21 protein-coding genes are annotated in these 24,338 nt (G+C 39.7%); 19 read left to right on the forward strand and 2 right to left on the reverse strand.

Annotated elements, in window-relative coordinates; translation table 11 throughout:
- Nucleotides 1–4 precede the first annotated feature (4 nt).
- From AC3G2T_RS29855 to AC3G2T_RS29880, 6 genes are all read left to right on the forward strand, one after another.
- Entirely contained in the window at nt 5–814 is an 810-nt protein-coding gene (locus AC3G2T_RS29855) for a flagellin N-terminal helical domain-containing protein (RefSeq protein ID WP_474684336.1), read from the forward strand.
- Between the two features lie 67 nt (nt 815–881).
- The gene (locus tag AC3G2T_RS29860; RefSeq protein ID WP_474684335.1) at nt 882–1,949 is read left to right on the forward strand and encodes a tetratricopeptide repeat-containing glycosyltransferase family 2 protein; all 1,068 of its coding nucleotides are present in this window, start codon (nt 882–884) and stop codon (nt 1,947–1,949) included.
- 51 nt (nt 1,950–2,000) lie between these two features.
- On the forward strand, nt 2,001–3,791 hold the full coding sequence (gene fliD, locus AC3G2T_RS29865) for a flagellar filament capping protein FliD (protein WP_474684334.1): 1,791 nt from the start codon (nt 2,001–2,003) through the stop codon (nt 3,789–3,791).
- Nucleotides 3,792–3,813: 22 nt separating this feature from the next.
- Nucleotides 3,814–4,197, forward strand: a complete 384-nt coding sequence (locus tag AC3G2T_RS29870; protein ID WP_474684333.1) for a flagellar protein FlaG — start codon at nt 3,814–3,816, stop codon at nt 4,195–4,197.
- A gap of 8 nt (nt 4,198–4,205) precedes the next feature.
- Nucleotides 4,206–4,595, forward strand: coding sequence for a flagellar export chaperone FliS (gene fliS / locus AC3G2T_RS29875; protein ID WP_474684332.1), 390 nt, complete (start codon nt 4,206–4,208; stop codon nt 4,593–4,595).
- Nucleotides 4,592–4,957 (forward strand): hypothetical protein, encoded by a 366-nt coding sequence (locus AC3G2T_RS29880; RefSeq protein ID WP_474684331.1) that lies wholly within the window; start codon nt 4,592–4,594, stop codon nt 4,955–4,957. Before fliS ends, AC3G2T_RS29880 begins: the two co-directional genes overlap by 4 nt.
- Before the next feature lie 65 nt (nt 4,958–5,022).
- Here the strand turns inward: AC3G2T_RS29880 and AC3G2T_RS29885 are convergent, their stop codons facing one another.
- Both AC3G2T_RS29885 and AC3G2T_RS29890 read right to left on the reverse strand, forming a co-directional pair.
- On the reverse strand, nt 5,023–6,990 hold the full coding sequence (locus AC3G2T_RS29885) for a tetratricopeptide repeat-containing glycosyltransferase family 2 protein (protein ID WP_474684330.1): 1,968 nt from the start codon (nt 6,988–6,990) through the stop codon (nt 5,023–5,025).
- A gap of 9 nt (nt 6,991–6,999) precedes the next feature.
- A complete protein-coding gene (locus AC3G2T_RS29890) occupies nt 7,000–8,826 on the reverse strand; it encodes a glycosyltransferase (protein ID WP_474684329.1) in 1,827 nt (608 codons plus the stop codon).
- 164 nt (nt 8,827–8,990) lie between these two features.
- Here AC3G2T_RS29890 and AC3G2T_RS29895 point away from each other — a divergent pair, with 164 nt between their 5' ends.
- The 13 genes from AC3G2T_RS29895 to AC3G2T_RS29955 all read left to right on the forward strand — a co-directional run bounded on the left by AC3G2T_RS29895 (nt 8,991) and on the right by AC3G2T_RS29955 (nt 23,839).
- Nucleotides 8,991–11,114: a glycosyltransferase gene (locus tag AC3G2T_RS29895; RefSeq protein ID WP_474684328.1), complete on the forward strand. Its 2,124-nt coding sequence runs from the start codon at nt 8,991–8,993 to the stop codon at nt 11,112–11,114.
- Nucleotides 11,101–13,605: a glycosyltransferase gene (locus tag AC3G2T_RS29900; protein WP_488437822.1), complete on the forward strand. Its 2,505-nt coding sequence runs from the start codon at nt 11,101–11,103 to the stop codon at nt 13,603–13,605. The genes AC3G2T_RS29895 and AC3G2T_RS29900 overlap by 14 nt, the downstream gene beginning before the upstream one ends.
- A gap of 38 nt (nt 13,606–13,643) precedes the next feature.
- A complete protein-coding gene (locus tag AC3G2T_RS29905; RefSeq protein WP_474684327.1) occupies nt 13,644–14,438 on the forward strand; it encodes a phytanoyl-CoA dioxygenase family protein in 795 nt (264 codons plus the stop codon).
- A gap of 24 nt (nt 14,439–14,462) precedes the next feature.
- Nucleotides 14,463–15,284 (forward strand): class I SAM-dependent methyltransferase, encoded by an 822-nt coding sequence (locus AC3G2T_RS29910; RefSeq protein ID WP_474684326.1) that lies wholly within the window; start codon nt 14,463–14,465, stop codon nt 15,282–15,284.
- Between the two features lie 155 nt (nt 15,285–15,439).
- On the forward strand, nt 15,440–16,162 hold the full coding sequence (locus AC3G2T_RS29915; RefSeq protein ID WP_474684325.1) for a class I SAM-dependent methyltransferase: 723 nt from the start codon (nt 15,440–15,442) through the stop codon (nt 16,160–16,162).
- Between the two features lie 4 nt (nt 16,163–16,166).
- Complete coding sequence (locus AC3G2T_RS29920; protein ID WP_474684324.1) at nt 16,167–17,042, forward strand: NAD-dependent epimerase/dehydratase family protein; 876 nt, start codon at nt 16,167–16,169, stop codon at nt 17,040–17,042.
- Nucleotides 17,035–17,994, forward strand: a complete 960-nt coding sequence (locus tag AC3G2T_RS29925; protein WP_488437823.1) for an ATP-grasp domain-containing protein — start codon at nt 17,035–17,037, stop codon at nt 17,992–17,994. The genes AC3G2T_RS29920 and AC3G2T_RS29925 overlap by 8 nt, the downstream gene beginning before the upstream one ends.
- Nucleotides 17,988–18,677: a metallophosphoesterase family protein gene (locus AC3G2T_RS29930; protein WP_474684322.1), complete on the forward strand. Its 690-nt coding sequence runs from the start codon at nt 17,988–17,990 to the stop codon at nt 18,675–18,677. The genes AC3G2T_RS29925 and AC3G2T_RS29930 overlap by 7 nt, the downstream gene beginning before the upstream one ends.
- 10 nt (nt 18,678–18,687) lie before the next feature.
- The gene (locus AC3G2T_RS29935; protein WP_474684321.1) at nt 18,688–19,383 is read left to right on the forward strand and encodes a WbqC family protein; all 696 of its coding nucleotides are present in this window, start codon (nt 18,688–18,690) and stop codon (nt 19,381–19,383) included.
- Nucleotides 19,380–20,510 carry a dTDP-4-amino-4,6-dideoxygalactose transaminase gene (gene rffA / locus AC3G2T_RS29940; RefSeq protein WP_474684320.1) on the forward strand — a complete coding sequence of 377 codons (1,131 nt, stop codon included), beginning with the start codon at nt 19,380–19,382 and terminating at the stop codon, nt 20,508–20,510. The genes AC3G2T_RS29935 and rffA overlap by 4 nt, the downstream gene beginning before the upstream one ends.
- A 63-nt stretch (nt 20,511–20,573) precedes the next feature.
- On the forward strand, nt 20,574–22,064 hold the full coding sequence (locus AC3G2T_RS29945; protein WP_488437824.1) for an FkbM family methyltransferase: 1,491 nt from the start codon (nt 20,574–20,576) through the stop codon (nt 22,062–22,064).
- 49 nt (nt 22,065–22,113) lie between these two features.
- The gene (locus AC3G2T_RS29950; protein ID WP_474684318.1) at nt 22,114–23,202 is read left to right on the forward strand and encodes a glycosyltransferase family 4 protein; all 1,089 of its coding nucleotides are present in this window, start codon (nt 22,114–22,116) and stop codon (nt 23,200–23,202) included.
- Nucleotides 23,203–23,641: 439 nt separating this feature from the next.
- Entirely contained in the window at nt 23,642–23,839 is a 198-nt protein-coding gene (locus tag AC3G2T_RS29955) for a cold shock domain-containing protein (protein ID WP_474684317.1), read from the forward strand.
- The last annotated feature ends 499 nt before the right edge of the window (nt 23,840–24,338 follow it).

Below are 24,338 nucleotides of genomic sequence, written 5' to 3' on the forward strand. Positions count from 1 at the left end.
ATCCATGATTATCAACCACAATCTTAACGCAATGAACGCACACCGCAACTTGCAATCCAACAACATCGCTCAAGGTAAATCCAGTGAGAAATTGTCTTCCGGTTACAAAATTAACCGTGCTGCTGACGATGCTGCTGGTCTCTCGATCTCCGAGAAAATGCGTACTCAAATCAGAGCTTTGAACCAAGCACAAACAAACGCTCAAGACGGCGTATCCTTGGTACAAACTGCAGAGGGCGCGATGAACGAAGTTTCCGACATGTTGTCCCGTATGAAAGAACTGGCGGTTAAAGCTTCCACCGGTACATACAATGGTTCCGACCTTGCTGCAATCGATTCCGAGTTCAAGTCCCTTAGCACAGCGATCGACAACATTGCTAAGAAAACTAACTTCAACGGTATCAACGTTCTGAACAGCACAAGCGGAGTTACTATTCAAATCGGCGACAAAGCCGGAGATATCGTTACAGTATCTCTGCAAGACATCCAATTGTCTTCGCTTAGCATCAGCGGTAAAGACCTTACATCAATGGCTAACGCAAGCACGGCTTTGGCTAACATCGACAGCGACATCCTGAAAGTAAACTCTGCTCGTTCCGGATTCGGTGCTATCCAAAACCAATTGGAGCACACATTCAACAACCTCGGAACTACTACCGAGAACCTGCAAGCAGCCGAGTCCCGTATCCGCGATACAGACATGGCGAAAGAAATGATGAACTACACGAAACTGAACATCCTGCAACAAGCTTCCACATCGATGCTGGCGCAAGCAAACCAAGGAACTCAAGGTGTGCTTCAATTGCTCCGCTAATTTTAGTGGATCGTTCCGAAGAAGCCCATTACATTGTAATGGGCTTCTTGTTTACTAAGGGGGACTTATGGAAATCACCGTGTGCATGATCGTTAAAGATGAAGAGAAGCAGTTAAAGAGATCATTATCGAGTATACCGAGAGAGTTCGAGACGATCGTTCTGGACACAGGTTCTCAAGACCGAAGCTTAGAAATTGCTAAGAATTTTGGTGCCCGCACGTTCAGTTATGCATGGAACAATGACTTTTCAGAGGCAAGAAACTATTGCGCTTCACATGCGACCGGAGATTTTATTCTATTCCTAGATGCAGATGAGGAATTGCCGGGCAACACGATGGAGGTGTTGCAACAATTTATTTGTAAATATCCCGATTCGGCCGGTTCCGTTATTTTGAACAATATTACGAAAGACGGGGTCAAACATCATCGGATGGTTCGCTTTTACCCGAACCGTTCGGAGTACAAATTTCACGGAATTGTTCATGAGCAAGTATATTTTAACTCACAGCGGGCTTTGTTCGAAGATACAGGACTCGTCATTACGCATTACGGTTACGGCAACGATATTTATTTGGAGAAGGATAAAGCGAATCGTTACTTGCCTATGTACTTCTCTCACCTGGAGAAGTATCCTGATGACGGTTACATGCGGTATCAATTAGGTAAGTTATACTATAGTATGGAAAATTATATCGAGGCGGAGCGCCAGCTTTGTCTCAGTTTAAACATAGATGAAACCTCTTCTTTGTATTTTCCGGTCATGGTAGTGATGTTGGGCTACGTACTTAAAGAGCAGGGAAAGTTCGTTGAAGCTGCCGGCTTGTTAAAGCAATTTGCCCCGAACTATCCCCAATTTCCTGATATGCCATTTCTGCTTGGGCTTTTGGCAATGGATACAGGGGACATTGGCGCTATTGAAATTTATTTTAAACAAGCGCTTGAAATTGGCGAAACCACAAAATACAGTTCTGTTGCAGGAGTCGGTTCTTTTAAAGCGGCATATAATTTGGGAGTATACTACGAAGTAACGGGCAGGTTGGTAAAGGCTCTGGAATATTATCAACATGCCGCCGATTTAGACTATGAGGAGGCTTCTTCCAGACTATCAATTTTACAAAATTCTCTTCATAAATGAGCAGCAAATTACGATAAATTAAGTAAAGACTAAAATTTAGGGAGTGATGACATGGTTAATCGGGTAACGGGATTGAATTCGGGGTTGGATATTGAGAAAATGGTTACTTCGCTGATGAAAGCGGAAAAAGCTCCTTTGGAGAAATTGCAGCAGAAAAAGACTACGCTGGGATGGACTTCAGATTTATATCGGGAGATTAACACGAAGCTTTCCGCTGTAAAATCTCAATTGGATACTATGAGGTTGTCGGGCGATTGGAAACAGCTCTCGGCCACTTCATCTAACACTGGGGCCGTTACAGTAAAGGCGGATGGAACGGCTAGTTCGATCTCTCATAGCATTTCAGTAACCACATTGGCAACGGCAGCTACTTCATACACGAATTCTTCCATTACGCAAAACAATATGTTGGGAAGCGCAGTTGGCGCTTCAACTACTATTAGCAGCGCCTCCAATAATAATTCATTTACGGTCAATTACGATGGAATTGGAAGAACAATTACGTTGCAAGACGGTACGTATGATGAGACGCAATTAGCCGCGGAAATACAGAATCAGATTAACAGCAGCTTTGGCAGCGGCAAAATCAATGTTACGAACGTTGGGGGTAAAATTCAGTTCGGAGATGTCGGTGGTCAGAAACAAATCACAGTTGGTTCGGTTTCGGGGAATACAGGAATTGCGTCGATTGGTTTTACCAATGGTCAAACCAATCGGTTAAATCTCTCGTTGTCCTTGAGTAATCAGGCACAATTTAATTCTGCGCCGGACTTGAGTTCCAGCGACTTGTCCTTCACCATTAACGGTCAGAAAATATCGTATTCTGCTACCGATACGCTGACCTCTATTATTTCCAGAGTCAATTCATCGGGAGCAGGGGTAAATATGTCCTATGATTCTACGATGGACAAAGTGATTGTGACCTCTAAAGATACCGGCGCTAATACGCAAATCGTCATGAGCGAAGCAGCCGGCAGCGGGAAATTATTGCACGCGTTAGGGCTGGATAATGTTACGGCTAAAGCGGGTGTCGATGCGGAAGTGGTTATTGACGGCATATCCTCAACACGAAGTTCTAACACATTTTCCACTGGCGGTGTTACATATACATTAAATCAGGTGACAACAAGTCCGGTATCGGTCAATATCAGCCAGGATATCGATAGTACGGTAAACAAAATTAAAAACTTCGTAACAGCTTACAACGATGCTCTCGATCTTCTGAATAAAAGGGTAAAAGAAGATAAATATCGAGGCTTTGCACCTCTGAGCGACGATCAAAAAGCAGATATGAAAGATACTGACATCAAGCTTTGGGAGGATAAAGCAAAAAGCGGTTTGCTTCGAAGCGATGATATCCTCCAATCGGCGTTAAGCGGTCTGAGGCCGTTGGTGAGCGCAACGGTAAACTCATCCTCTTCCACTACGTACAATGCGCTTTATAAGATAGGCATCACCACAAAGAGTTACAGTGCAACTGCAACAAGCGACTCAGGCAAGCTTGTTCTCGATGAAAATGAGCTTCGCAAAGCTTTAAGCGCTGATCCTAACGCTGTGGTTCAGGTGTTCTCCAATCAACCTGACGGGATTGCACAGAAAATGTACGATCAGGTTTCCAAAACGATGTCGCAGATCATCGAGAAGGCCGGGGGGACCGGCACTTCTACGGACAATGTTACCAGCACAATAGGAAAGCAAATCACGGACCTTAACTTGCGAATTACTGATACTAATGCGAAATTAGATAAGAAAGAGAATTATTATTACCAAATGTTCTCCGCCATGGATTCGGCTATTGGTAAGAGTAATTCCGTTTTAAGTTCAATCTCGAAGTATTTATAATGATACGAAGGGGGGACCCAATATGGAGTTAAGACCAATAACAACTGGAGTGCAACGGGTTGGCAACGATCCGACATCGCATTCTATTCCTGATAGTTCTTCTGACTCCGTTCAAACAGAGCTAGGCGGTTTGATATCGACAAATCAATTGCTGCATAAGCATGATTACGAATTGAGTATTTCAGATAAAGCCCTCGTACAAGCCATCGAAAAAGTGAATAAAACTCTTGAGGGAGCCAGACATAAAATTCAATACAGTATTCACGAGAAAACGAAGCAGATTTTAGTGAAGGTCATTAATGCGGACACGGATGAGGTTATCCGAGAAATTCCGAGTGAAAAAGTGGTTGATCTGATTGCAAAGTTTCAAGAAATTAATGGGCTAACTATTGATGAGAAAAGGTAGGTGCTAGCATGAATCTACAAGCTCAGGAAACTTATCTGAGAATGCAAGTTAACACGGCAGCTCCTTGGGAATTAACAACTTTACTTTTTAACGGATGCATCAAGTTTATGAAGCAGGCACTATCAGGCATCCAAAATCAAGATTATAACGTTAAAAACGTGAATATTAAGAAAGCAGTAAATATTATAGATGAGTTACTCATTACACTGAATCATAATTACGAAATTGCGGGCCAGCTAGAAAGGATTTATGATTACGTGAAAAGAAGGCTTTTTCACGCTAATTTTAAATTGGATACCAATGTGCTTCAAGAATGTATTGACTTGATTACGGAATTGCGGGATACATGGGTAATCGCAATGAAGGAGCTTCATTCTGTAGCGAAGGTTCAATCATGATGGCTACAGGACAAGCGGCATTTTCCTTATTTCAAGAGCTAAAACAAACCACTGGGCTGTTGTTAGAGCTTGATATTGAATCTGAAGCTGAGATGTCCACTTTAGAGGCATTGCAATCAAAACAAGCGGATATATTAAAGCAGCTAGGGGAGATCGATCTAGCCGATCCCTTAGATCCGGAAATTATTCATCTTGCTTCCGAATGCAACCGTCTTGAAACCTTGTTCAATGAGAAGCTTCATAAATTTCAGGGTGAGGTTAAGTCTCAGATCAATAAGATGAATCACGCCGCTCAATTTAAACATTCTTATCAGAGCCAATATACGCAAGCTGAAGGATATTTTGTTGATCAAAAAAAATAAAGATGGGAAGAGCCGATTTATGAGCAAGTTTTTGCTTATAAATCGGCTTTTTATAATGTCGGTTGTTAAGTGATATGGTTCATGAATATTCCGTAATAATGAGGAAATTGTTCTTTGTATTTTGTTAACATTGCCTTTGACAGCTCAGTATCGGTGCACCGGGTTAAATAAAGTACATAGATCGAAGGCTGGGTTGGGTTCAGTTCGATCGATTTATAGACAAACTCCAGCCCTTCTTGAAGTTCTGACTGATTGATATAAAGCTTGCCCAAATTTTCGTACCCCACCGCACCCAATTGATCATCCTGAATCAGCAGGGAGTAGTAGTCAAGGGCAAGCTGGAGCTGATTTTGGGCGTAGAAATGATCGCCTAATAAATTGGCCAGTAGATGATTGTAGGATTGCAAGCGTTGAATAAACAAATCATAGGTGTCAAAGTAGCCGAACTTAAATAAATCAATCAGCAGCGTAACTATATAATTAAGCTGATAAGGAGTGAATGAAGGTTCATGTCTATTTTCAGTCGAGAGAGAATCGGTCGCGACCGAGATAATTTGTTTTAAATGTTCCAAATTCAATGCTTCCGTCTCATTAGGTTCTTGCAAAAGCCCGGCATAAGCAGGCTGATTCCATATCAAACTCGCTAAGACGAACAGCTTATTATTGTGTTCGCTTTGTTCTCCTTGCTCCATGTTTTGGACGAAACGGTCAAACGCGTGCTGGTCGTTTCGAATCAATGCCACGAGCAGTTGATAGTGGGAGGACAAAGTGATTTGATGCTTCTCGCATAAGAGTTGGTAATAATCAATTAGCGCTTGGTTGCCTAACAGAAGGCTAACCTGGAAGAGCTGAAGAATGTCCGATTGAGACGGGTTCACGAAAATTTTCTCCATGAACGCTGTGATAGATTCTGGACTTTCATATTGAGACAGCAAATTTAATAATTGATAAAGAACTTTCTGATCGCCGGGACTTAAATTAATGAGTTTTGCCAATACGGATACGGACTTCGGAATATCCGATTTCGATAAATAAATATTCGTCAGATGCACTAAAGGAACAATGCTTCCGTAGTTGGGAGACACAAGCCAATATCTGCCGTCTTTTCCTGCCGGGGACGCAGCAATTTTCAGGCTCGTTTCAAACCATTCGGCTGCAAGGTCAGTGAGTCCGATTTTTTCGAGAATCAACGCTTTATAGCAATAGTAATCGGCATAAGCGGGAAAGCGTCTAAGACCTTCCGCGACAACCTCCAAAGCCTCCTTAAGACGATCCAGCTCTATAAGAGTGATAACCATTTGATTCATGCAATGCAGAATAAAAGCTTGATTTTCAGCTTTCTTAGTCATAGCTCTCTTGTAATAATAAAGAGCCTTCTTCAAATCTCCTACGCCGAAATATTCGTTGCCAAGCGTAAAGTAGTCGTATTCTTCGAATTGTCTCGTTTCTTTTAGTTTTTCAAAAATGGCAAGGTTGCGGTTTGACTTGTTTTTTTCTTTTTTCGTTTCCTGTGTATACCCCGTATGAAAGATGGAAAGGCGATAGTAAATTTGTTTGATTTCACCGTGCCTATAAACAACCTGTTCATGAATAGCCCGCTCGAAATAAACATCGGGATCGTTGGAGAACAAACGCAATGCAGTTGATTCCACCATTTTCCCTTCTCTGATAGGTCCGGTGTAGTTGTAAATGGTTAAGATGTAGCCCATCGGGATCTCGCTATCATTTTGCTCCAGCATATCCCTTAGACGGTCCATCTGTGTGCTATCCACGTATTCGTCCGCATCCAGAACCAAAATCCACTTGGAAGTTGCCTTCCGTATAGCTTCATTCTTGGCCGCGGCGAAGTCGTTGATCCATTCGAAATCGAAAACTTGGCTCGTATATTCCAGAGCAATCTGTTTCGTTGAATCTACGGATCCGGTGTCCACAATGACGATTTCATCAACGTAATTTTTTACACTATCCAGGCAGCGGCGCAACACTTTTTCCTCGTCTCTAACGATCATGCAAAGAGAGAGCAGTTTATCCATAAATCCTCCTTAAGCAAATGGGAAATCTTTCAGCCCCGGAAACTTATTCACTAATATTGACCGTACCTCTTCCCGATCTTCGCTTGCAGCCAGATGCTGGAGCAAGAACGTATAGAGTGTCACATTTTGCGGGTCAAGCTCCAAGGATTTTCTTATAAAATCGAGGCCTTCCAGGAGATCGCCTTGAGCGACATAAAGTCTCCCTACATGTTCAAAGCCTTGCGAGTCAAGAGTTTGATGATTAAGCAGGGAGGAATAGAAGTCAATAGCTAGTTCATATTGGCGATCTTTAAAGAAACTGTCGCCCAGCAAGTTTAAGAAAGAAGAATGGTTGAATTCATTGATTAGTAGGTCGCAGCAGTGGTATTGTTCGGCGTAAAAAAATCTCATGTACACATTCACTAACAAATGATCTTCATACGTTTTTTGGCCGGAGACCCCCCACAATAAAAAAGCCATATACGCGACGTCAGGGTCGATTTCAGCAGGTGACTCCTCTTGTATGAACGAATGATAGAGAGAGGTATTCTCAAAAAGCATCGCATACAATAGCTTCAGCCTTAGAGGTGGCTCTACATTACGTTGCTCGCAAAGCTTCCAATAGGCAGCTGACAACGGTTTCCGCCCCAGCTCTATGCACAATTCGAGCATCATCATGAGTTGATACGGTTGAGGCTCCGGATAGAACGATTGCAAAAGCGATTCGAATCCTTCCGATTCGCCAAAAGAATGCAGGATGATGAACAATTGCTTCAGCGTTGTTATATGATCCGGATTTACGTAGATCAGTTTGGACAAGACAGGGACAGCTTCTTGATGCTCGAAATTGCGCATATGTAAGACGGCAAGCTGCTGCAGCGGAAGCGAACTGGCGTAGTTCGGACTGATCAGTACCTTCTCGGATTGAGGTATATCAGGATTATCGGCCAAATTCATGCAAATCCTTAGAACATCTTGAGCAAGACCGTCAAAACCCAGTTTGGCCAGCAGATGGCCCTTTTGCCAATGAAAATCGCAAGAATAAGGCCATTTCGCTTGAGCGGCAAGGATCTGACGATATGCTTCCGTATATTCAGCCAAATTCATACAGCAATTAATAAGATTGCCGATGCAGAGAGGCAGCCAGCTTTTATCCGCCTCGGAAGGTTGATTGGCTTGGTGGTAGCATTTTAAAGCTTCCTGGTAATTTTGTTGCATGGTATATTCATTTCCAAGTGTAAACCAGTCATAGCACGAGAGATTGCCTTGATCTCGCATTGCCTCAAAGATGGCCATATTGCGGGATGATTTTTGTTTAGCGTCAATGACATCCTGGAGGTAGCCCGTATGGTAAATAGCGAATGAGCCTTCAATCTCCTGCAAATCGCCTTTCGAGCTGTGCAACTGCTCATGGATAGGTCTGATGAAATGAATGCTCTGGTTATTATTAAACACGCGAATCGCCCTGGATTCGGAAATTTTGCCCGAGTTGGCCAGTCCTACATAATTATAGATCGGGACGATGATGCCGGTTGGGCCTTGGACGGAAAGGTTTTTTAGAAAAATGACCAGGTCAGACGCAGCTTGGGAGTCTAAGTATTCATCGGCATCCAGGATCAAAATCCATTTTCCTGTTGCATGGCGAATAGAAGTATTGCGTGCCGCGGCAAAGTCTTGTTTCCAAACGAAATCGATGACGTTAGGGGTATAGCGTTGGGCTATTTCCTTTGTAGCATCCGTCGAACCCGTATCGACCACAATGATTTCATCAACGCAACCGGAGACGCTATGCAAGCACTTGTCCAAATATTCGGCTTCGTCTTTGACGATCATGCACAAGCTTATAAAGGGATTCATTGTATTCTCCTCAATGGTTGGTTATGATATTACGGCTCCTAAAATGCGAATCTTGTTACAGTATATCAGAATTTGTTAAATCGTGTCGCAATTCTAATTAAATGCAGATCGTTTGTCGATATTAAGTAATAACAGTATTTATTTGAATAGTCGGGGGAGTTCCTTTGAAAACAAGTATCGTAATAGCCACTTATAACAAGTTGGACTATACAAAACAATGTATTGAAAGTATCAGAACTTATACGCAACCAGGCTCTTACGAAATCATTGTTGTGGACAATTATTCCACCGATCAAACTGTTGCATGGCTTTCCCAACAAAACGACATTCGTTTAATTGCCAATCAGGAGAACCTCGGTTTCCCCAAAGCATGCAATCAAGGGATAGAGATAGCTTCCGGAGATAATATTTTATTACTGAATAACGATACCATCGTAACTTCCAATTGGCTCGACAACATGTTGGCGTGTTTATACAGCAAGGACGATGTGGGGGCCGTTGGCGTAGTCACGAATAATATTTCATACTATCAAAAAATTCCGACGACATACGGAACATTGGATGAGATGCAAGGTTTTGCAGCTATGCATAACGTTTCCGACTCCTCTAAATGGGAGGAATGCCTTAAACTCGTAGGTTTTTGCATGTTAATTAAAACTTCAGTTGTGGAAGAAATCGGCCTGTTGGACGAACGATTCACCCCGGGAAATTATGAAGATGACGATTACTCCGTACGCATTGTACTCGCCGGCTACAAACTGATGGTTTGCAGAGATACATTTATCCATCATTATGGCAGCACCTCTTTTAAAGAAGACAACTCCAGGTTTGTGCAATTATTGATGACAAACCGGGAGAAATTTCTGGACAAATGGAATTTTGATGCCGATACTTCCAACATCATCCGAGAAGATTTGGTCACGCTGCTGGTTAAACCTTGGGATCAAGCAATCAGAGTTTTGGATGTAGGATGCCTTTGCGGCGGAACGTTGCTTCGAATCAAGCATATGTACCCTCACGCAGAGCTTCACGGAGTGGAAACCAATACTGTCTGCAAGCAAATAGCGGGCCATTTTGCAGAAATAAGCAGCCCAGATGAATTGAGGTTTGAAGAAAACTATTTCGATTATATACTATTTTCGGATAGAACGTTGTTGGCCGACCATGCGCACAACAAACTGAGTGGTTACCGGAAGCTTTTGAAAGAGGATGGCAAGCTGCTCATGGCTGTTCCTAATATTCTTCATTATCGAGCCGTCAAGAGCTTCATTACCGGAAATATCGGCAAAGAACAAAGAGGCTTTTACAATCTTGGTGAAATTAACCGTGCGTTCGATGAAGCTGGTTTCACAGATGTTGGTATTACAGGAGTTCCTTCGGCCAGAATGGGGGCGCACGATCAGAGTTTTATTGCAAAGTTGGCGGAGCTGGCGCAAGCCCCTTCAAGCACAGCCTATGAGATCGAGTTTTTTTTGATTAGGGCTGGCGTCAAAGCAATCGGGAATAGAGCCATTGCCGAGGTTTTGGGGGACTTGCTGAACGAAACTTCCAGGAATGCGGCAATTCAAAAGCTGGCAGTGTTCGATGCTTCCGAAGTTATAGATACGCTGCTGCAAACGGCGAGCAATCCAAGCGAATTGCTGAATCAAATCGCCATTCTTCACTATGAGCAGGGCTATCATGAGCAGGTGCTGCCTTACTTGCATCAGGCGCATGCGCTCAATAGCAGCGATGAAACGACGTTATACAACCTGGGATATATCCTTTACAGATATGGCGAGTCTGAAACTGCTTTAAGCTATTTAAACGAGATTCGTCAACCAGACGAAGAGCTGCAAGATTTACTTCAACATATTCAATTGGAACTCAGGAAAGCAGCGAGCCAAGGGGATTCCATTAAACATATTCTTAGAAGAATCGAATTTAATATAGATGAAGAAGAAGCTGTACAACAGTTTATTGGAGTGATGCAGAATGGTCAGATTCAAGTTGAGGAGATCATTCAGACGGTCGAAACGGATATTATTCATAAAGCAGAACTGCTGAATCAGTTGGGCTGTGTATGCGCTCAGCACGAGTTGTACGATATGGTCATACCTTTGTTTAATCAATCGCTAGCGTGGAACCCTGCTAATCCAGCAGCTTTATACAATCTTGGGATGTTCCTGCATCAACTAGGTGAACATGCAAGCGCTTTGCATTACCTGGAGCAAATCGTTGAGAAAGATGATGGAATCATTGAAACGATTGACTTAATAAGAAGGGGACTTCTCCATGAACAATACTAAAATTTGCTTTATTTACTCTATTAGTAATGAACATTACTACGAAGAGTCTTTAAAGTACTTGAGTTCTTTAGTTATACCTAAAGATTTTGAAGTAGAGGTTATTGCCGTTAAGGAGTCCGCCGGGATCGCAGCAGGATACAATCAAGCGATGAGTAGTTCTGATGCTAAATATAAAGTTTATGTGCATGAATCGGCCTTCATTGTGAACAAAAGTTTTATATGCGATGTAGTGGGGCTGTTTCAAAAGCATCCGTCTCTCGGTATGTTAGGCATGGTAGGCGGCCAAATTTCAGTGACAGGATCCCCGTACGAGTTCAAAAATCCTTATGGCATGATGTATAAATATGTCGATCATAAAATGAGCTTGGTTTCACATAGCGGTGTGCCCTTTGATTATGTTGAAGTACAAGCGGTCGATGGTTTTTTGATGATAACGCAGTATGATCTGCCTTGGAGAGAAGACTTGTTCAACGGAGATCAGTGCTTTGACCTGTCTCAATCGCTGGAATTCAAGCAAGCTGGATTTGAAGTGGGGGTTGCCAGACAAAGTACGCCGTGGTGCATCTCTGAGCAGCCTGTCATTCCACAGTCGCGATGGGAAAAGGATAAAGAAACCTTATTGGGAGAGTACGCGCGTGTTTTGTACCCGTTAGTAAGCGTTATGATTCCGACCTATAATAGACCTTACTATTTTGAACTAGCTTTGCAGAGTGTTCTTCAACAAACCTATAGAAATATTGAGATTATCGTGTGTGACGATAGCACCAATGACGAAACGAGTAAAATTATTCAACCTTACTTGCAAAAATTCAAGCAAATCCGTTATTTTAAGAATCCTGCCAATCTCGGTCAGTTTGATAACGATCTTCAATGTATGGAACTGGCCAAAGGGCAGTTTGTAAACTTTTTGATGGATGACGATTTGTTCCATCCTTCCAAAATCGAGAAGATGATGCAGTATTTTATTGAAGATACCGAACAGGAGATCACGCTCGTTACCTCACATAGGCAATTAATTGACGATAGTGGCAAATACGCAGGGCAGCTTCAAGCTACCGCTCGTCTTTTTGATACAGATACCGTTATAAATGGAATCGAGGCCGGGGAACTGATGCTGGGCCAAGTATTAAATTTTATCGGTGAGCCGACAACTGTTTTGTTTCGAAAGCAAGACTTGGAAGAACCTTTCGGGTGTTTCCGCGGCAGAAAATATATATGTAACGTAGACATGGCCTCATGGGGCAACCTGCAAGCTAAAGGCAAAACCGTATATATCGCAGAGACACTCAGCTATTACCGTAAACATGGAGAGCAGCAACTTCAATCGAAAAAAATGCTCATCGGCGGACTATGCGATCTTGCTCATCAAGTGCTGGAGAGCCCCTACAAGGGTTTCTTTGCCGACAAAGAAAACTATCATAAAGCTATAAGCAACGCTATCCGTTATTTTAACCAGATTGAGCGGCAATTGAATGAGGAAGACAGGGTGGGGGAGCTTTATCAAGAGAGCCGAGACTACTATCGGCTACTGCATGAGAAACTGGAAGAAATAGAGGAGGCTATTAAGCAGGAGCAGCCTCTGGTCAGCGTATTGATTCCCGCGTACAATAGGCCGCATTATTTAGAATTGGCTTTGCAAAGCGTGTTAAATCAGACCTATAGAAATATAGAAATAATTATTAGTGACGACAGCACGAATGATGAAGTAAAGGAAATGCTACAGCCTTATCTGCAAAATCATAAGCATATTATTTACATTAAAAACGAACCCTCGTTACAAAGGGAAAATTTTATTCAATGTTTTAAACTTGCTAAAGGAGAGTATGTAAATTTTTTAATGGATGACGATTTATTTCATCCTGAGAAGATAGAACGCATGATAGAGTATTATTTAGCGGATCCTAGCATAACCTTAGTGACTTCATACAGAGAAATAATTGATGAAAATGGACGACCTCTTCCTCAGAAAGCTTATAATGCCAAATTATTTAACACGGATACAATTATTGACGGCAAAGAATTGGGAAATTATGTTCTGAGAAACATGATTAATCTTATTGGCGAGCCCACAACTGTTTTGTTTAGGAAAAGTAATATTCAATACTATGGTACATACAAAGATACGGATCATTGGTACAATTGTCTTATCGATCTGGCTGTGTGGATTGAACTCCTTGCTCAAGGGAAAGGGGTTTATATTGCGGAACCGCTAAGCTATTTCCGTCGACACAGCGATCAAGCTCAAGATAATCCTAATTATTATTATTATAATATTTCTAATTGGTACAATCTTTTTCAAGATGCCCGGAAAGATGGTTTCTTAAATGATCCGAAAGATTATAGAATGAGCTTGTCTAAATACATCGCAACATGTTTGCACATCGTAGAATTTTATAGCAATTTGAACATGTCCCATGTTATTATCCAAAATAATCTAGAAGATTATATTGTTCAAGCAGTGAAAGAGTTTATTTCCTTACCGAATAATTAAGCAAAACGTATTTTTATAAAAAATTGGAGGAAAATAGGATGAATTTAAATGATATCTCTGCTTCGATGTTAGAGGAACACCAATACAATATGCAAATTAAAGGATACAGTGTATTTGAAAATTTTTTAGATCACAATTCATGTGAAATCTTAAAAGAAAGGCTAATGAAGGCTATTCAGGAATACAAGCCCGCTGGTACTGAACGTAGTATTTTAGATAAATATCTAATTCATGATCTGCTTTGTCAGGATCTGGCTTTTGGAAAATTATTAGAGGATACAAGGCTGCAAAAGTTAATGGGGGCTGTTCTTGGGGAATACTGGATTATGTACGCTTATACTTCATCCTCTTTACCTCCACATGGTGATAATTATGGAAGTAGATTGCATGTAGATTGTCCGAGACATATTCCAAATTACGCGACGAATGTTGGAGTCATGTGGATATTAGATGATTTTACGGTTGAAAATGGCGCAACAAAAGTTCTAGCAGGATCACATAATAGCACTGCAGTACCTACCGAGGAGTACTTTGAAAAAAACTGTGAACAGTTGACTTGTTCAAAAGGTTCGATAATTGTTATTAATGCGAGAGTATGGCACCGTGCGGGGGTAAATAAGACAGACAATTGGAGGCATTCATTAACAATGAATGCTTGTCGGCCATATATGAAACAAAGGATGGATTGGGTGCGGTGTATTCCAGAAGCCATATCTGATCAGTTAAACTCACAAGCACGTAGAATCATCGGCTTTGATACTAGATTGCCAACGAGCATGGAACAATTTTTTGTTCGAGATGAAGATCGTCTATATAAACCAAATCAAGAATAGTTATGCGTAGAAGGGGAGATCAGGATGAGTTCAGAGATTATTAATGCAAATATTGAGGTTCATACAATTGTTGCCGATACCTATCATACAGAGCCTCATTTTAAACCAGAGAATAAAGCTAAGGTTAGAAATAACTTAATACAGCTACGGCCTGAAAATGCGGCAAAGCTTTTGGATATGGGATGTGGAACCGGATTTATAATTGACCTTGCAAAGGATTTGTTTAAAGAGATTCATGGCGTTGATGTTACGCAAGCTATGCTGGATAAAGTCGATACATCGAATGGCAACATAACGCTGCATAATACATCAGCTGATGCAGTTCCATTCAAAGCAGAATATTTTGATATGGTTACAGCGTATTCTTTTATACATCATGTTGAGGATTATGTTGCGATTTTGAAGGAAGCTTATCGAGTGTTGAGACCGGGAGGTATTTTTTATGTTGATTTAGAGCCAAATAAATTATTTTGGGAAAAAATAAATAGGCTTGATAAATCAGATGTTAAATCCGGATTGTCAGATATTGTTGTAAAAGAAGTTGCATCGGTATTATATACAGATGTAAAGGTAGAAAAGGAATACGGAATCAACAAAGATACATTCAATAAAGCGGAATATATAAAAAATATTTTAGGTGGTATTGAGCCCTATCAGTTTAAACAGGATGCTATGCAAATAGGATTCAGCGAATGTGAAATTTCATTTCAATGGTTTCTTGGTCAAGGTTCGGTTATGCATGGTCAATCCTTTGAAGATGCGCAATCAGTTGATGAGTATCTAAGATCAATCTCTCCGCTGAGCGATGATCTTTATAAATATTTACGTTTTGTTCTTGTTAAATGAAATGGGAATTAAGGGAAAGTTATGCGGGTGGAACATCGCTTTTCGCGTGAACGAACCTGAAAGGATAGTTTGTTTTCAATAAACGCCCGGCCTAGAAAGCCGGTTCTAAGTCCGTAAACAAATGAAAGTAATATTCTATATATTGGGAGTATATAATGACAAATCAATTGGATAAATATGCAGAGGCATATGAAGATACCTTCTTATATGCTCTTGATAATGACCTAATTATAAATTGGTATCCTGGTAGAATTTTAAATCTAGTGGAAGGAAAGAAGAGCCTACTAGAGCTTGGTGTCGGGCATGGCTATGCGACTGTACAGTTTTGTAAACATTTCGAGCGCTATCTAGTTATCGAAGGGTCAACAGAGATTATAAAAAAATTCCACGAGAAACATGGAAAGCAGAATGTACACATTTTACATTCATACTTTGAAGAATTTGACACAACGGAAAAGTTTGATGTTATTGTAATGGGCTTCATATTGGAGCATGTTGATGATCCCGAATTGATATTGAAGAAATATAAACAATTTTTAAAACCGGATGGATCTATTTTTGTCAGTGTTCCTAATTATGAGGCTTTGAATAAACGAATTGGTTATTTTGCTGGAATGATTAGCGATTTAACAGCCCTGTCTGAGGCTGATAAAGCGCTAGGACACCAAAGGCTTTTCAGTGTCAAAACTTTAACGGAGCTTGTCGAGAATACAGGGTTCAAAGTTAAAACTGTTGAAGGTCTTTTGTTAAAACCTATTACCACAAGTCAAATTGTGCAGCTCGGTTTATCGAGAGAAGTGTTGCATGCTATGCTGGAAGCCGGAATTGATTATCCGGAATTGAGCGTGGGTATTCTTATGGAACTAAAGGTGGAATAAGAATATGAGAATCATGATTGTCGGTCACACATCTATGATAGGCAGACGATTAAACGATGCACTTTGCATTAAACATGAAGTAATTACATGTGGTCGAAGTGACCGTTCAGATGTTTTTATTGATTTAAATGAAACTGAGATTAGTTTATTAAATAATTATTCTTTATTAGAAAAAGTAGACGTAATTGTTCATTGTGCTGCCAGTTTTTTAGGAAATACAGGTGAAGAAACAATAACAAATGAAATAATAAATTCTGTAGGATCTTTAAAAGTTGGATTATTAGCCTCTAAAATTGGGTGCGATCAGATCGTATATATATCTAGCCTCTCTGCTTATGATTGTGTTGAAAATGAATATTTCGGTTCTTATGGGCTTTCGAAAAAACATGGACATGAGAATTTGCAATTTATTTGCAAAAATCAGGGCATTCGCTATACGGCTTTATTGCCTTCTCAAATCTATGATGAAATGGGGGAGGCTCAAAAACATCAAAAGCTACTCTATCACTTTGTTAATTGTGCCCAGCAAGGAAATGACATTGAGATCTTCGGAAAAAAAGATGTGGTTAGAAATTATCTATACGTAAGTGATTTAGTAGAAATTATTGAGCGGGTTGTTGAAAACAAAATAATTGGAGTATACCCATGTATATATCCTCAAAATTATAAATTAAGCACAATCGCCGAACTTGCATTGGAAATTTTTGAGGGTACTGGATCAGTAAAATTTTTAGAAGATAAACCTAGTATTCCCGAAATTTTTATTCCTGACGATATAGACCTATATCAACAGATACATTATGAACCTCAAACTGATATGAGGGCTGGATTGACGTTGATTAAGGAACACTTTCGAAATGGAGGGATAACCAATGTTTAATGTATTAGTTACAGGGGTTGGAGCAATTATAGGATACGGAATTATAAAATCTTTAAGAAATTCCAAGTACTCTGTGAACATCGTAGGCATGGATATCTATGAAGACGCAGTTGGGCAACAATGGTGCGATTTTTTTGAAAAAGCTGTTCCAGCAAATGCCCCAGAATATCCTATATTTATTGAAAAAATAGTAAAAAAATACAAGATTGATTTAATTATACCAGGTATTGAGCAAGATGGTTTTCGTTTAGCAAAAGAATTCGATAAATTCGAAGGTTTGAATGTTAAAATTGTATTAAACCGATTTGAGTTAATAGATATAGCATCGGATAAATGGTTAACACATCAAAAATTAATTCAAAATGAATTTGATGTTATTAATTCCTACGTCGAAGGTGAATTTACTGAATTATCGGAAAAATTGAATGTGCCTATGCTAGTGAAACCAAGGCGATCTTACGCTTCAAAGGGAATACAAAGAGTATATTCAGATTACGAATTTACTTTTTGGAAGAATAAATTGAGAGATAACTTTATGGTTCAGGAGATTGTTGGAAGCGAAGAAGAGGAATATACTGTTGGTGCTTTCGGCTTAGGGGATGGAACAATCTGTCAGCAAATAACACTGCAGAGAAAATTAAGTGGTGAAGGAGCTACTTCTAAGGCTAAAGTTTGCCATATTAGTGAACTTGAAAATCTTGTAAAGCGCTTAAGTCAGGTCTTCCAACCAATAGGACCGACAAATTTCCAATTTAGAAAAAAAGCAGGGATATTTTTGCTTTTGGAAATTAATCCTAGAATTTCATCGTCAACTTCGTTAAGAAGTGCTTTCGGTTTCAATGAAGCAGAGATGAGTATTGAATTCTACTTGGAAGGTAAAATACCTGCGATTCGGGAAATCAAAAACGGTTCCGCTCAAAGATATATTGAAGATAGGATAACACTATGTTAGCGATTATTTCGGATATACACGGAAATTACCCTGCATTAAAGGCCGTAATGAATGAGATTGATCATTTGCAATGCAAGAAAATTATTTCTTTAGGCGATGTTGCAGGGTATTATTGCATGGTTAATGAATGTATTGATTTATTGCGGGATCGTAACGTTGTGAATCTGATGGGTAATCATGATTATTATTTAGCTCATAATTCGCCCTGCCCTCGTTCCAATAGTGCTAATAGGTGCCTGGATTTCCAAAGATCGAATATAACAAATGAAAATTTACAATGGTTGACGAATGCAGTTGAACATATTGCTCATAATGATATCAGCATGGTGCATGGAGGCTGGAATGATTCATTGGATGAGTACTTATATGAACTAAGAATTGAATACTTTGCCGATAAAAAAGAAACCTATTTTTTTTCTGGTCATACTCATGTGCAAGTGTTGGCGGAATTGGGCGATAAAATTTATTGTAATCCAGGGTCTGTTGGGCAACCAAGAGATGGTGATTGGAGAGCAGCGTATGCAATATTCGAATATGGAAAAATTTATTTAAAAAGGGTCGAATACGATGTCGATTTAATTGCTGACAATATGGAAAAATCCGGGTTCGATTCGTATTACTATAGCAATTTATATGCTGGAACTCGAATCGGGGGCCGAATCTCCCAAATTCATTATAAATAATAGGTGTATTATGAGAAAAATTGCAATAATCCAATCAAATTATATTCCTTGGAAAGGATATTTTGACATAATCAACGACGTTGATCTATTTATTTTTTATGATGATGTGCAATATACCAAGAACGACTGGAGAAACCGTAATAAAATAAAGTCACAGCAAGGTTCTCAATGGTTAACTATCCCAATCGGTTCTCATAATGATAAATTGATATGTGAAATTACGCTCGAAAATAAACGATGGGCCCAAAAACATTTTTATACTATTAAGGCTAACTATTCTAGAGCTCCATTCTTCAAAAGATATAAAGATTTTCTTGAAAATGTGTACCTGGAAAAAGAGTGGATGAATTTATCGGAATTAAATCAATATCTTATAAAGGTCATTTCAAAAGATTTCCTAGGGTGCAAGACTGAATTCTCAGATTCTCGAGAGTACAATTTAAAAGGCGCAAAGCTTGATCGACTTATCAATTTATTAAAGCTTGTTGAATCGGATGTCTATGTGTCCGGTCCTGCTGCAAAAACCTATATAACAGATCAAACATTTTTTGACAATGGGATAGAGTTAATCTATAAGAATTATACAGGATACCCTGTATACCCTCAGATACATCCACCTTTTGACCACTACGTAACGATATTAGATTTATTATTCCACACAGGTCCGGATGCAGCAAATTTTATTTGGGGATGGAGACAATTATGATTCCTTTTAACGTCCCTGCAGTGACGGGAAACGAGGAAAAATACATAAAAAAAGCCATTGAAAACCGAAAATTATCGGGGGATGGATACTTTACAAAAATGGCCAGCGGGATTCTTGAACATAAGTTTGGCTCGCATAAGACATTGTTAACAACTTCGTGTACACATGCGCTTGAAATGGGGGCCTTATTGGCTGACATAGAACCTGGGGATGAAGTTATTATGCCCTCTTATACCTTTGTTTCAACGGCTAATGCTTTTGTTTTACGAGGGGCGCGAATAAAATTTGTAGACATACGCCCTGACACCCTTAATATGAATGAAAATTTAATTGAGCAAGCCATTACAAAAAAAACAAAGGCAATCATTCCGGTCCATTACGCAGGCGTCTCATGTGAGATGGACACGATCATGCATTTGGCTGAAAAATATAAACTAATGGTGATAGAAGACGCTGCTCAAGGCATCATGGGCCAATATAAGGGTCAATATTTGGGGACCATTGGCCACATGGGTTGTTTCAGCTTTCACGAAACAAAAAACTTGCAATGTGGAGAAGGCGGAGCGATCCTATTCCAAGAACAATCACTTTATGAGCGAGCAGAAATTATAAGAGAAAAAGGAACCAATCGGTCACGTTTTTTTAGGGGACAGATAGATAAATATACATGGGTTGATATAGGTTCTTCGTATCTTCCAAGCGAACTGAACGCTGCTTTTTTATTCGGTCAGTTGGAAAAAGCTGAGGAAATTAATGATAACCGTCTCTCTATTTGGAATAGATATTTTGTTCAGCTAAAGCCACTATATGATTTGGAGATCCTATCACTACCTACCGTCCCCGCTTATTGTAAGCACAATGCTCATATGTTCTATATAAAAGCCCGGAATTTGGAAGAAAGGAGCAACTTGATACAATTTTTAAAAGATCGAGGAGTTGCGGCGGTTTTCCATTATGTGCCTCTACACACAACTGAAGTAGGGCAAAAATATGGGGAATTCTCAGATACGGATCAATTTACTACTAGTGAAAGCAACAGAATAATTAGATTGCCATTATATTATAATATGCTGGAACAAGATATTGATAAAGTTATTGATTGCATATATGCATTCTACAATAAGTAGCATGTGTCCTCTAAGATGATTGGTAGTAATCTTTATAACTTTAATTAGTTGGGGCGTGGCGAGATGCAAGATATTAATCAGCAATTAATCACTATAAAACAAAGGATTACGGAGCTTATTCAAAGGGGACATTTGAATGAATCCATGCGCCTCATTGAGGAATTAGAACGTGTTGTGTTAAATGATCCTGAAATCTACTCTATTAAGTCGACACTATTTTTCCATTTAAATGATTTGGCAAAGGCGGAAGAAGTCGCGGAAATTGGATTACTGTTGAATCCGATAGACTCAGATTTGTTATTCAATTTAGCTTTTATTTTGTTTCAAGCAGGTAAGGATTCGCAAGCTAAGTACATGTTATCGATAGCAATCGACTATTCTCAAAAACCCGAGTTAGTTCCAGATTTAAATAAGTATCTCGAAGAAGTTGAAAGAAAGTACCAATTATCGGATGCATGGGAGACAAACAGGGAACCTGATTCGTTTTTATATTTATTGCTTAAAGAGGTGTACTCGAATTTTCCTAATCATTATAAATACAATGTTGATATTGAGTACATGGACTTGATGAAGCACCCCATTCAGAATGTTCAAATTATTGATGTCCTTTCTGAACGTAAAGCTATTGCAAAACATATCGAGGGTTTATCTCGACTCTTCAATCTTCTACACGACGAAAATTCCAAAAACTTACTTTTAAAAGTGTTAACTTTTCGTATTTTAGGCAATCAGAAGCTTCAACTTCCACTAAATAATACAAAATACTGGGAACAGAGAAAGAAGATCAGAGGTTGGGTTGTTTCCCAAGACACGTTAATTACTGCTTATGAAAAATTGTATTTACAGATTTATAATTTAAACAGCGTAGGTATTCCTATACAGATGTATAATGCTGCGCCCGGAATTCATCATATTTTTGTGACGAAACAGTATGAACATCATAGCTCCTCAATGCATATCAAAGCGCTGGAGGATGATATTGTCATTGATTGCGGGGGCTGTTGGGGAGACACAGCGTTGTACTTTGCGAACGAAGTCGGACAACGCGGAAAAGTCTACACCATGGAGTTTATTCCGAGTAATTTGAACATTCTTTATCGTAATTTAGATTTGAACCCCGAACTAAAGAATCGAATCACTGTTGTTCCGAATCCAGTATGGAATGAATCCAATCAATCCGCTTACTATGTGGACCGTGGGGGCGCAAGCCTTGTTAGTATGGAACCGTTTGGTAATAGTGATCAAACGGTTCAAACTTTGACTATTGATGATTTGGTAATTAAATATGGATTGGAACAAGTGGATTTCATAAAAATGGATGTTGAAGGCGCTGAAATGAAAGCTCTGCAAGGGGCAGTTAACACCATTAGCAAATTCCGCCCTACTCTCGCTATTTCACTATATCATCAAATAAGTGATTTTCAAGATGTACCTGAGTTTATTGCTCAACTTTGTGAAGACTACATTTACTTATTGAATCATAGTACAATACTTAGCTTTGAAACAATATTGTTTGCAGTACCAAAGGAAAAAATGCGTCCAATTTTCTCATGAAAGTGATCTTCTCATGGATACCATCACTTAATCTGGAGTAAAATTAAAAATGAAAACAACTTTAAATTTTTGCACTTTGTTCCCGGATGCGCAAGATTTTCACCTCACAAAAGATGTAGGAATGATTCCTTACATCTTACAGAAGCATTATCATTATGAGGCTTGGATTGCGTGTTATGAACCGAATATATCAAAGACGATTCGCACGGAACTGGTAGGGAAGATAACTGATAACTTCGCTACAAACGGCCTTATTTATATTAATGAACAAGCCAGGAATATAGATGTATTGCAAGTTTATCACTTGACGGAGTATTCGTTAAAATGGATTGCGTTGTATAAGCATTTAAATCCTAAAGGGATTGTGTTATTAAAACTAGACGCCCCATCTGGAATTGTGCATGAGAAATTTAACGATGACGTTTTTAGATTATTAAAACTGTGCGACATAATTACAGTGGAAAGCAGGTCCATCAAAGAGAAAATCAACGCTGCTTGGCCTGTGCCTATTGTGCATTCCGCTAATGGCTTCTACGATAATGGAATTCGTGAAAAAATTCCTTATGAATATAAAGATAATACTATTCTAACTGTCGGACGGTTGGGAACGCCTCAAAAAGCAACAGAATTATTGCTGGAATCTTTTCAGATGGCTAGGGGGTCTTTGCCCGATTGGAAGCTTCAATTAGTTGGAGGAATAGAGCCCAAGTTCCAGAGCTATATAGATCAATTTTTCTTACGAAATCCAGATCTGAGGGACCGAATCGAATTTGTGGGCCCTATATCGGATCGGGATCGGCTTGAGCATGTTTATCGAAAAGCTAAAGTGTTCTGTCTGCCGTCCAGGGACGAAGGCTTTCCATTAGTTTTTCCGGAAGCTGCGAAGAATGGTTGCTTTATAGTGGCTTCTGACCTTCCTGCAAGCCGGGATATTACAAATAACGAGATGTACGGGAAGATTTTCCCTGTAGATAGCGTCGTTAAGCTGGCTGAAGCATTGGTCATGAGCTGTGAAAATAAGGTAAAGCTAAAGTGGACGTGCGAACATATTCAAGATTATGCTTATGAGGAATTTTACTGGCCAACCTTATGCGGCGATCTCAATAAGCGTATTATGGATATCTATCAGAGCAAGTAAAATCCAGGCTAGGAAAACGAAATGGCTCTAATTAAAGCCTTCAGGGATCAATATTCCTTGAGGCTTTATTTTTTATGGGTCACTAAAGGTATCGCGGCATTAATTCTGTATATCATACAGAGAGCGATTTGACACACTTAAACAAGATCTGTGGGTAAAGAAATGTCCCGATGTAGTAGTGTGATTTCATTGTGCACAACTCATCCGGCTCATGCCAATTTGTTGTGAATAACCTCATCACGAACCTGTGGATAATGTGTATAATTTTGTGAATAACTAATGAAAACAAGCTTTCACGACAAAATTCGATGTTAAGGAAATGTGAATACGCGAATTTTCTAAAAATTTTGTACATATAAATTGACATGTCAATCTATCGAGTGGTATATTCGTTAAGTAAGGGCTTACATTTATTTGAAAATGAAGGGATTGTGCTGCAATGCAAGGTAAAGTTAAATGGTTTAACGCAGAAAAAGGCTATGGCTTCATTGAACGCGAAGACGGTGGAGACGTATTCGTACATTTCTCCGCTATCCAATCCGATGGGTTCAAAACTTTAGAAGAAGGTCAATCCGTAGAGTTTGATATTGTAGAAGGCGCACGCGGCCCGCAAGCAGCAAACGTGACAAAACTTTAATCATCCGGCTGAGAGAGCCGCTTGAATACAAACAGAAATGAAGCCCTGTGGATGCATGGGGCTGACCGTAGAAAAGGTTGAGGATAAAATCCTCAGCCTTTTTTTCTATAGCGGAATAACCAGCATACTATGCTTGTTTTCAATTTCTTAAAGGTACTTTACAGGATCTTTTCTGAACCTTCTACGAAGTACATTTTTATTTAATCTGCTATTCCAGCACTGTTACGATCGGTCGTTTTGACGCCGCGGCGATTCAGTTCATCTGAGGGCTTCTGAATGAGTGCATTGCGAATTTGGGCAGCGGTAGGACATACTCCAAGCGAAGATGACCCCTTGAAGTTTAGCAATTTTTTTTTCGAACAGTAGGGGCTCGAACTATTTTTGATTCACAATGTGGACAGTTGGACATTTCGTGACGAAAGTATATGTTTTTTTCAGGAATAATCTATTTTTAGGACGCATAAAGAAACCCCTGTTCATCTAAGAATGATTTTTCATT

This window comes from Paenibacillus sp. sgz302191 (genome assembly GCF_057749925.1).

Excerpts from the sequence above, each read along its gene's own strand:
- AC3G2T_RS29910 (WP_474684326.1), top strand. The coding sequence starts at position 14,463 with ATGAGTTCAGAGATTATTAATGCAAATATTGAGGTTCATACAATTGTT.
- AC3G2T_RS29900 (WP_488437822.1), top strand. The coding sequence starts at position 11,101 with ATGAACAATACTAAAATTTGCTTTATTTACTCTATTAGTAATGAACAT.
- rffA (WP_474684320.1), top strand. The coding sequence starts at position 19,380 with ATGATTCCTTTTAACGTCCCTGCAGTGACGGGAAACGAGGAAAAATAC.
- AC3G2T_RS29950 (WP_474684318.1), top strand. The coding sequence starts at position 22,114 with ATGAAAACAACTTTAAATTTTTGCACTTTGTTCCCGGATGCGCAAGAT.
- AC3G2T_RS29880 (WP_474684331.1), top strand. The coding sequence starts at position 4,592 with ATGATGGCTACAGGACAAGCGGCATTTTCCTTATTTCAAGAGCTAAAA.
- AC3G2T_RS29935 (WP_474684321.1), top strand. The coding sequence starts at position 18,688 with ATGAGAAAAATTGCAATAATCCAATCAAATTATATTCCTTGGAAAGGA.
- AC3G2T_RS29915 (WP_474684325.1), top strand. The coding sequence starts at position 15,440 with ATGACAAATCAATTGGATAAATATGCAGAGGCATATGAAGATACCTTC.
- AC3G2T_RS29955 (WP_474684317.1), top strand. The coding sequence starts at position 23,642 with ATGCAAGGTAAAGTTAAATGGTTTAACGCAGAAAAAGGCTATGGCTTC.
- AC3G2T_RS29870 (WP_474684333.1), top strand. The coding sequence starts at position 3,814 with ATGGAGTTAAGACCAATAACAACTGGAGTGCAACGGGTTGGCAACGAT.
- fliD (WP_474684334.1), top strand. The coding sequence starts at position 2,001 with ATGGTTAATCGGGTAACGGGATTGAATTCGGGGTTGGATATTGAGAAA.
- AC3G2T_RS29930 (WP_474684322.1), top strand. The coding sequence starts at position 17,988 with ATGTTAGCGATTATTTCGGATATACACGGAAATTACCCTGCATTAAAG.
- fliS (WP_474684332.1), top strand. The coding sequence starts at position 4,206 with ATGAATCTACAAGCTCAGGAAACTTATCTGAGAATGCAAGTTAACACG.
- AC3G2T_RS29920 (WP_474684324.1), top strand. The coding sequence starts at position 16,167 with ATGAGAATCATGATTGTCGGTCACACATCTATGATAGGCAGACGATTA.
- AC3G2T_RS29925 (WP_488437823.1), top strand. The coding sequence starts at position 17,035 with ATGTTTAATGTATTAGTTACAGGGGTTGGAGCAATTATAGGATACGGA.
- AC3G2T_RS29860 (WP_474684335.1), top strand. The coding sequence starts at position 882 with ATGGAAATCACCGTGTGCATGATCGTTAAAGATGAAGAGAAGCAGTTA.
- AC3G2T_RS29885 (WP_474684330.1), bottom strand. The coding sequence starts at position 6,990 with ATGGATAAACTGCTCTCTCTTTGCATGATCGTTAGAGACGAGGAAAAA.
- AC3G2T_RS29945 (WP_488437824.1), top strand. The coding sequence starts at position 20,574 with ATGCAAGATATTAATCAGCAATTAATCACTATAAAACAAAGGATTACG.
- AC3G2T_RS29890 (WP_474684329.1), bottom strand. The coding sequence starts at position 8,826 with ATGAATCCCTTTATAAGCTTGTGCATGATCGTCAAAGACGAAGCCGAA.
- AC3G2T_RS29905 (WP_474684327.1), top strand. The coding sequence starts at position 13,644 with ATGAATTTAAATGATATCTCTGCTTCGATGTTAGAGGAACACCAATAC.
- AC3G2T_RS29855 (WP_474684336.1), top strand. The coding sequence starts at position 5 with ATGATTATCAACCACAATCTTAACGCAATGAACGCACACCGCAACTTG.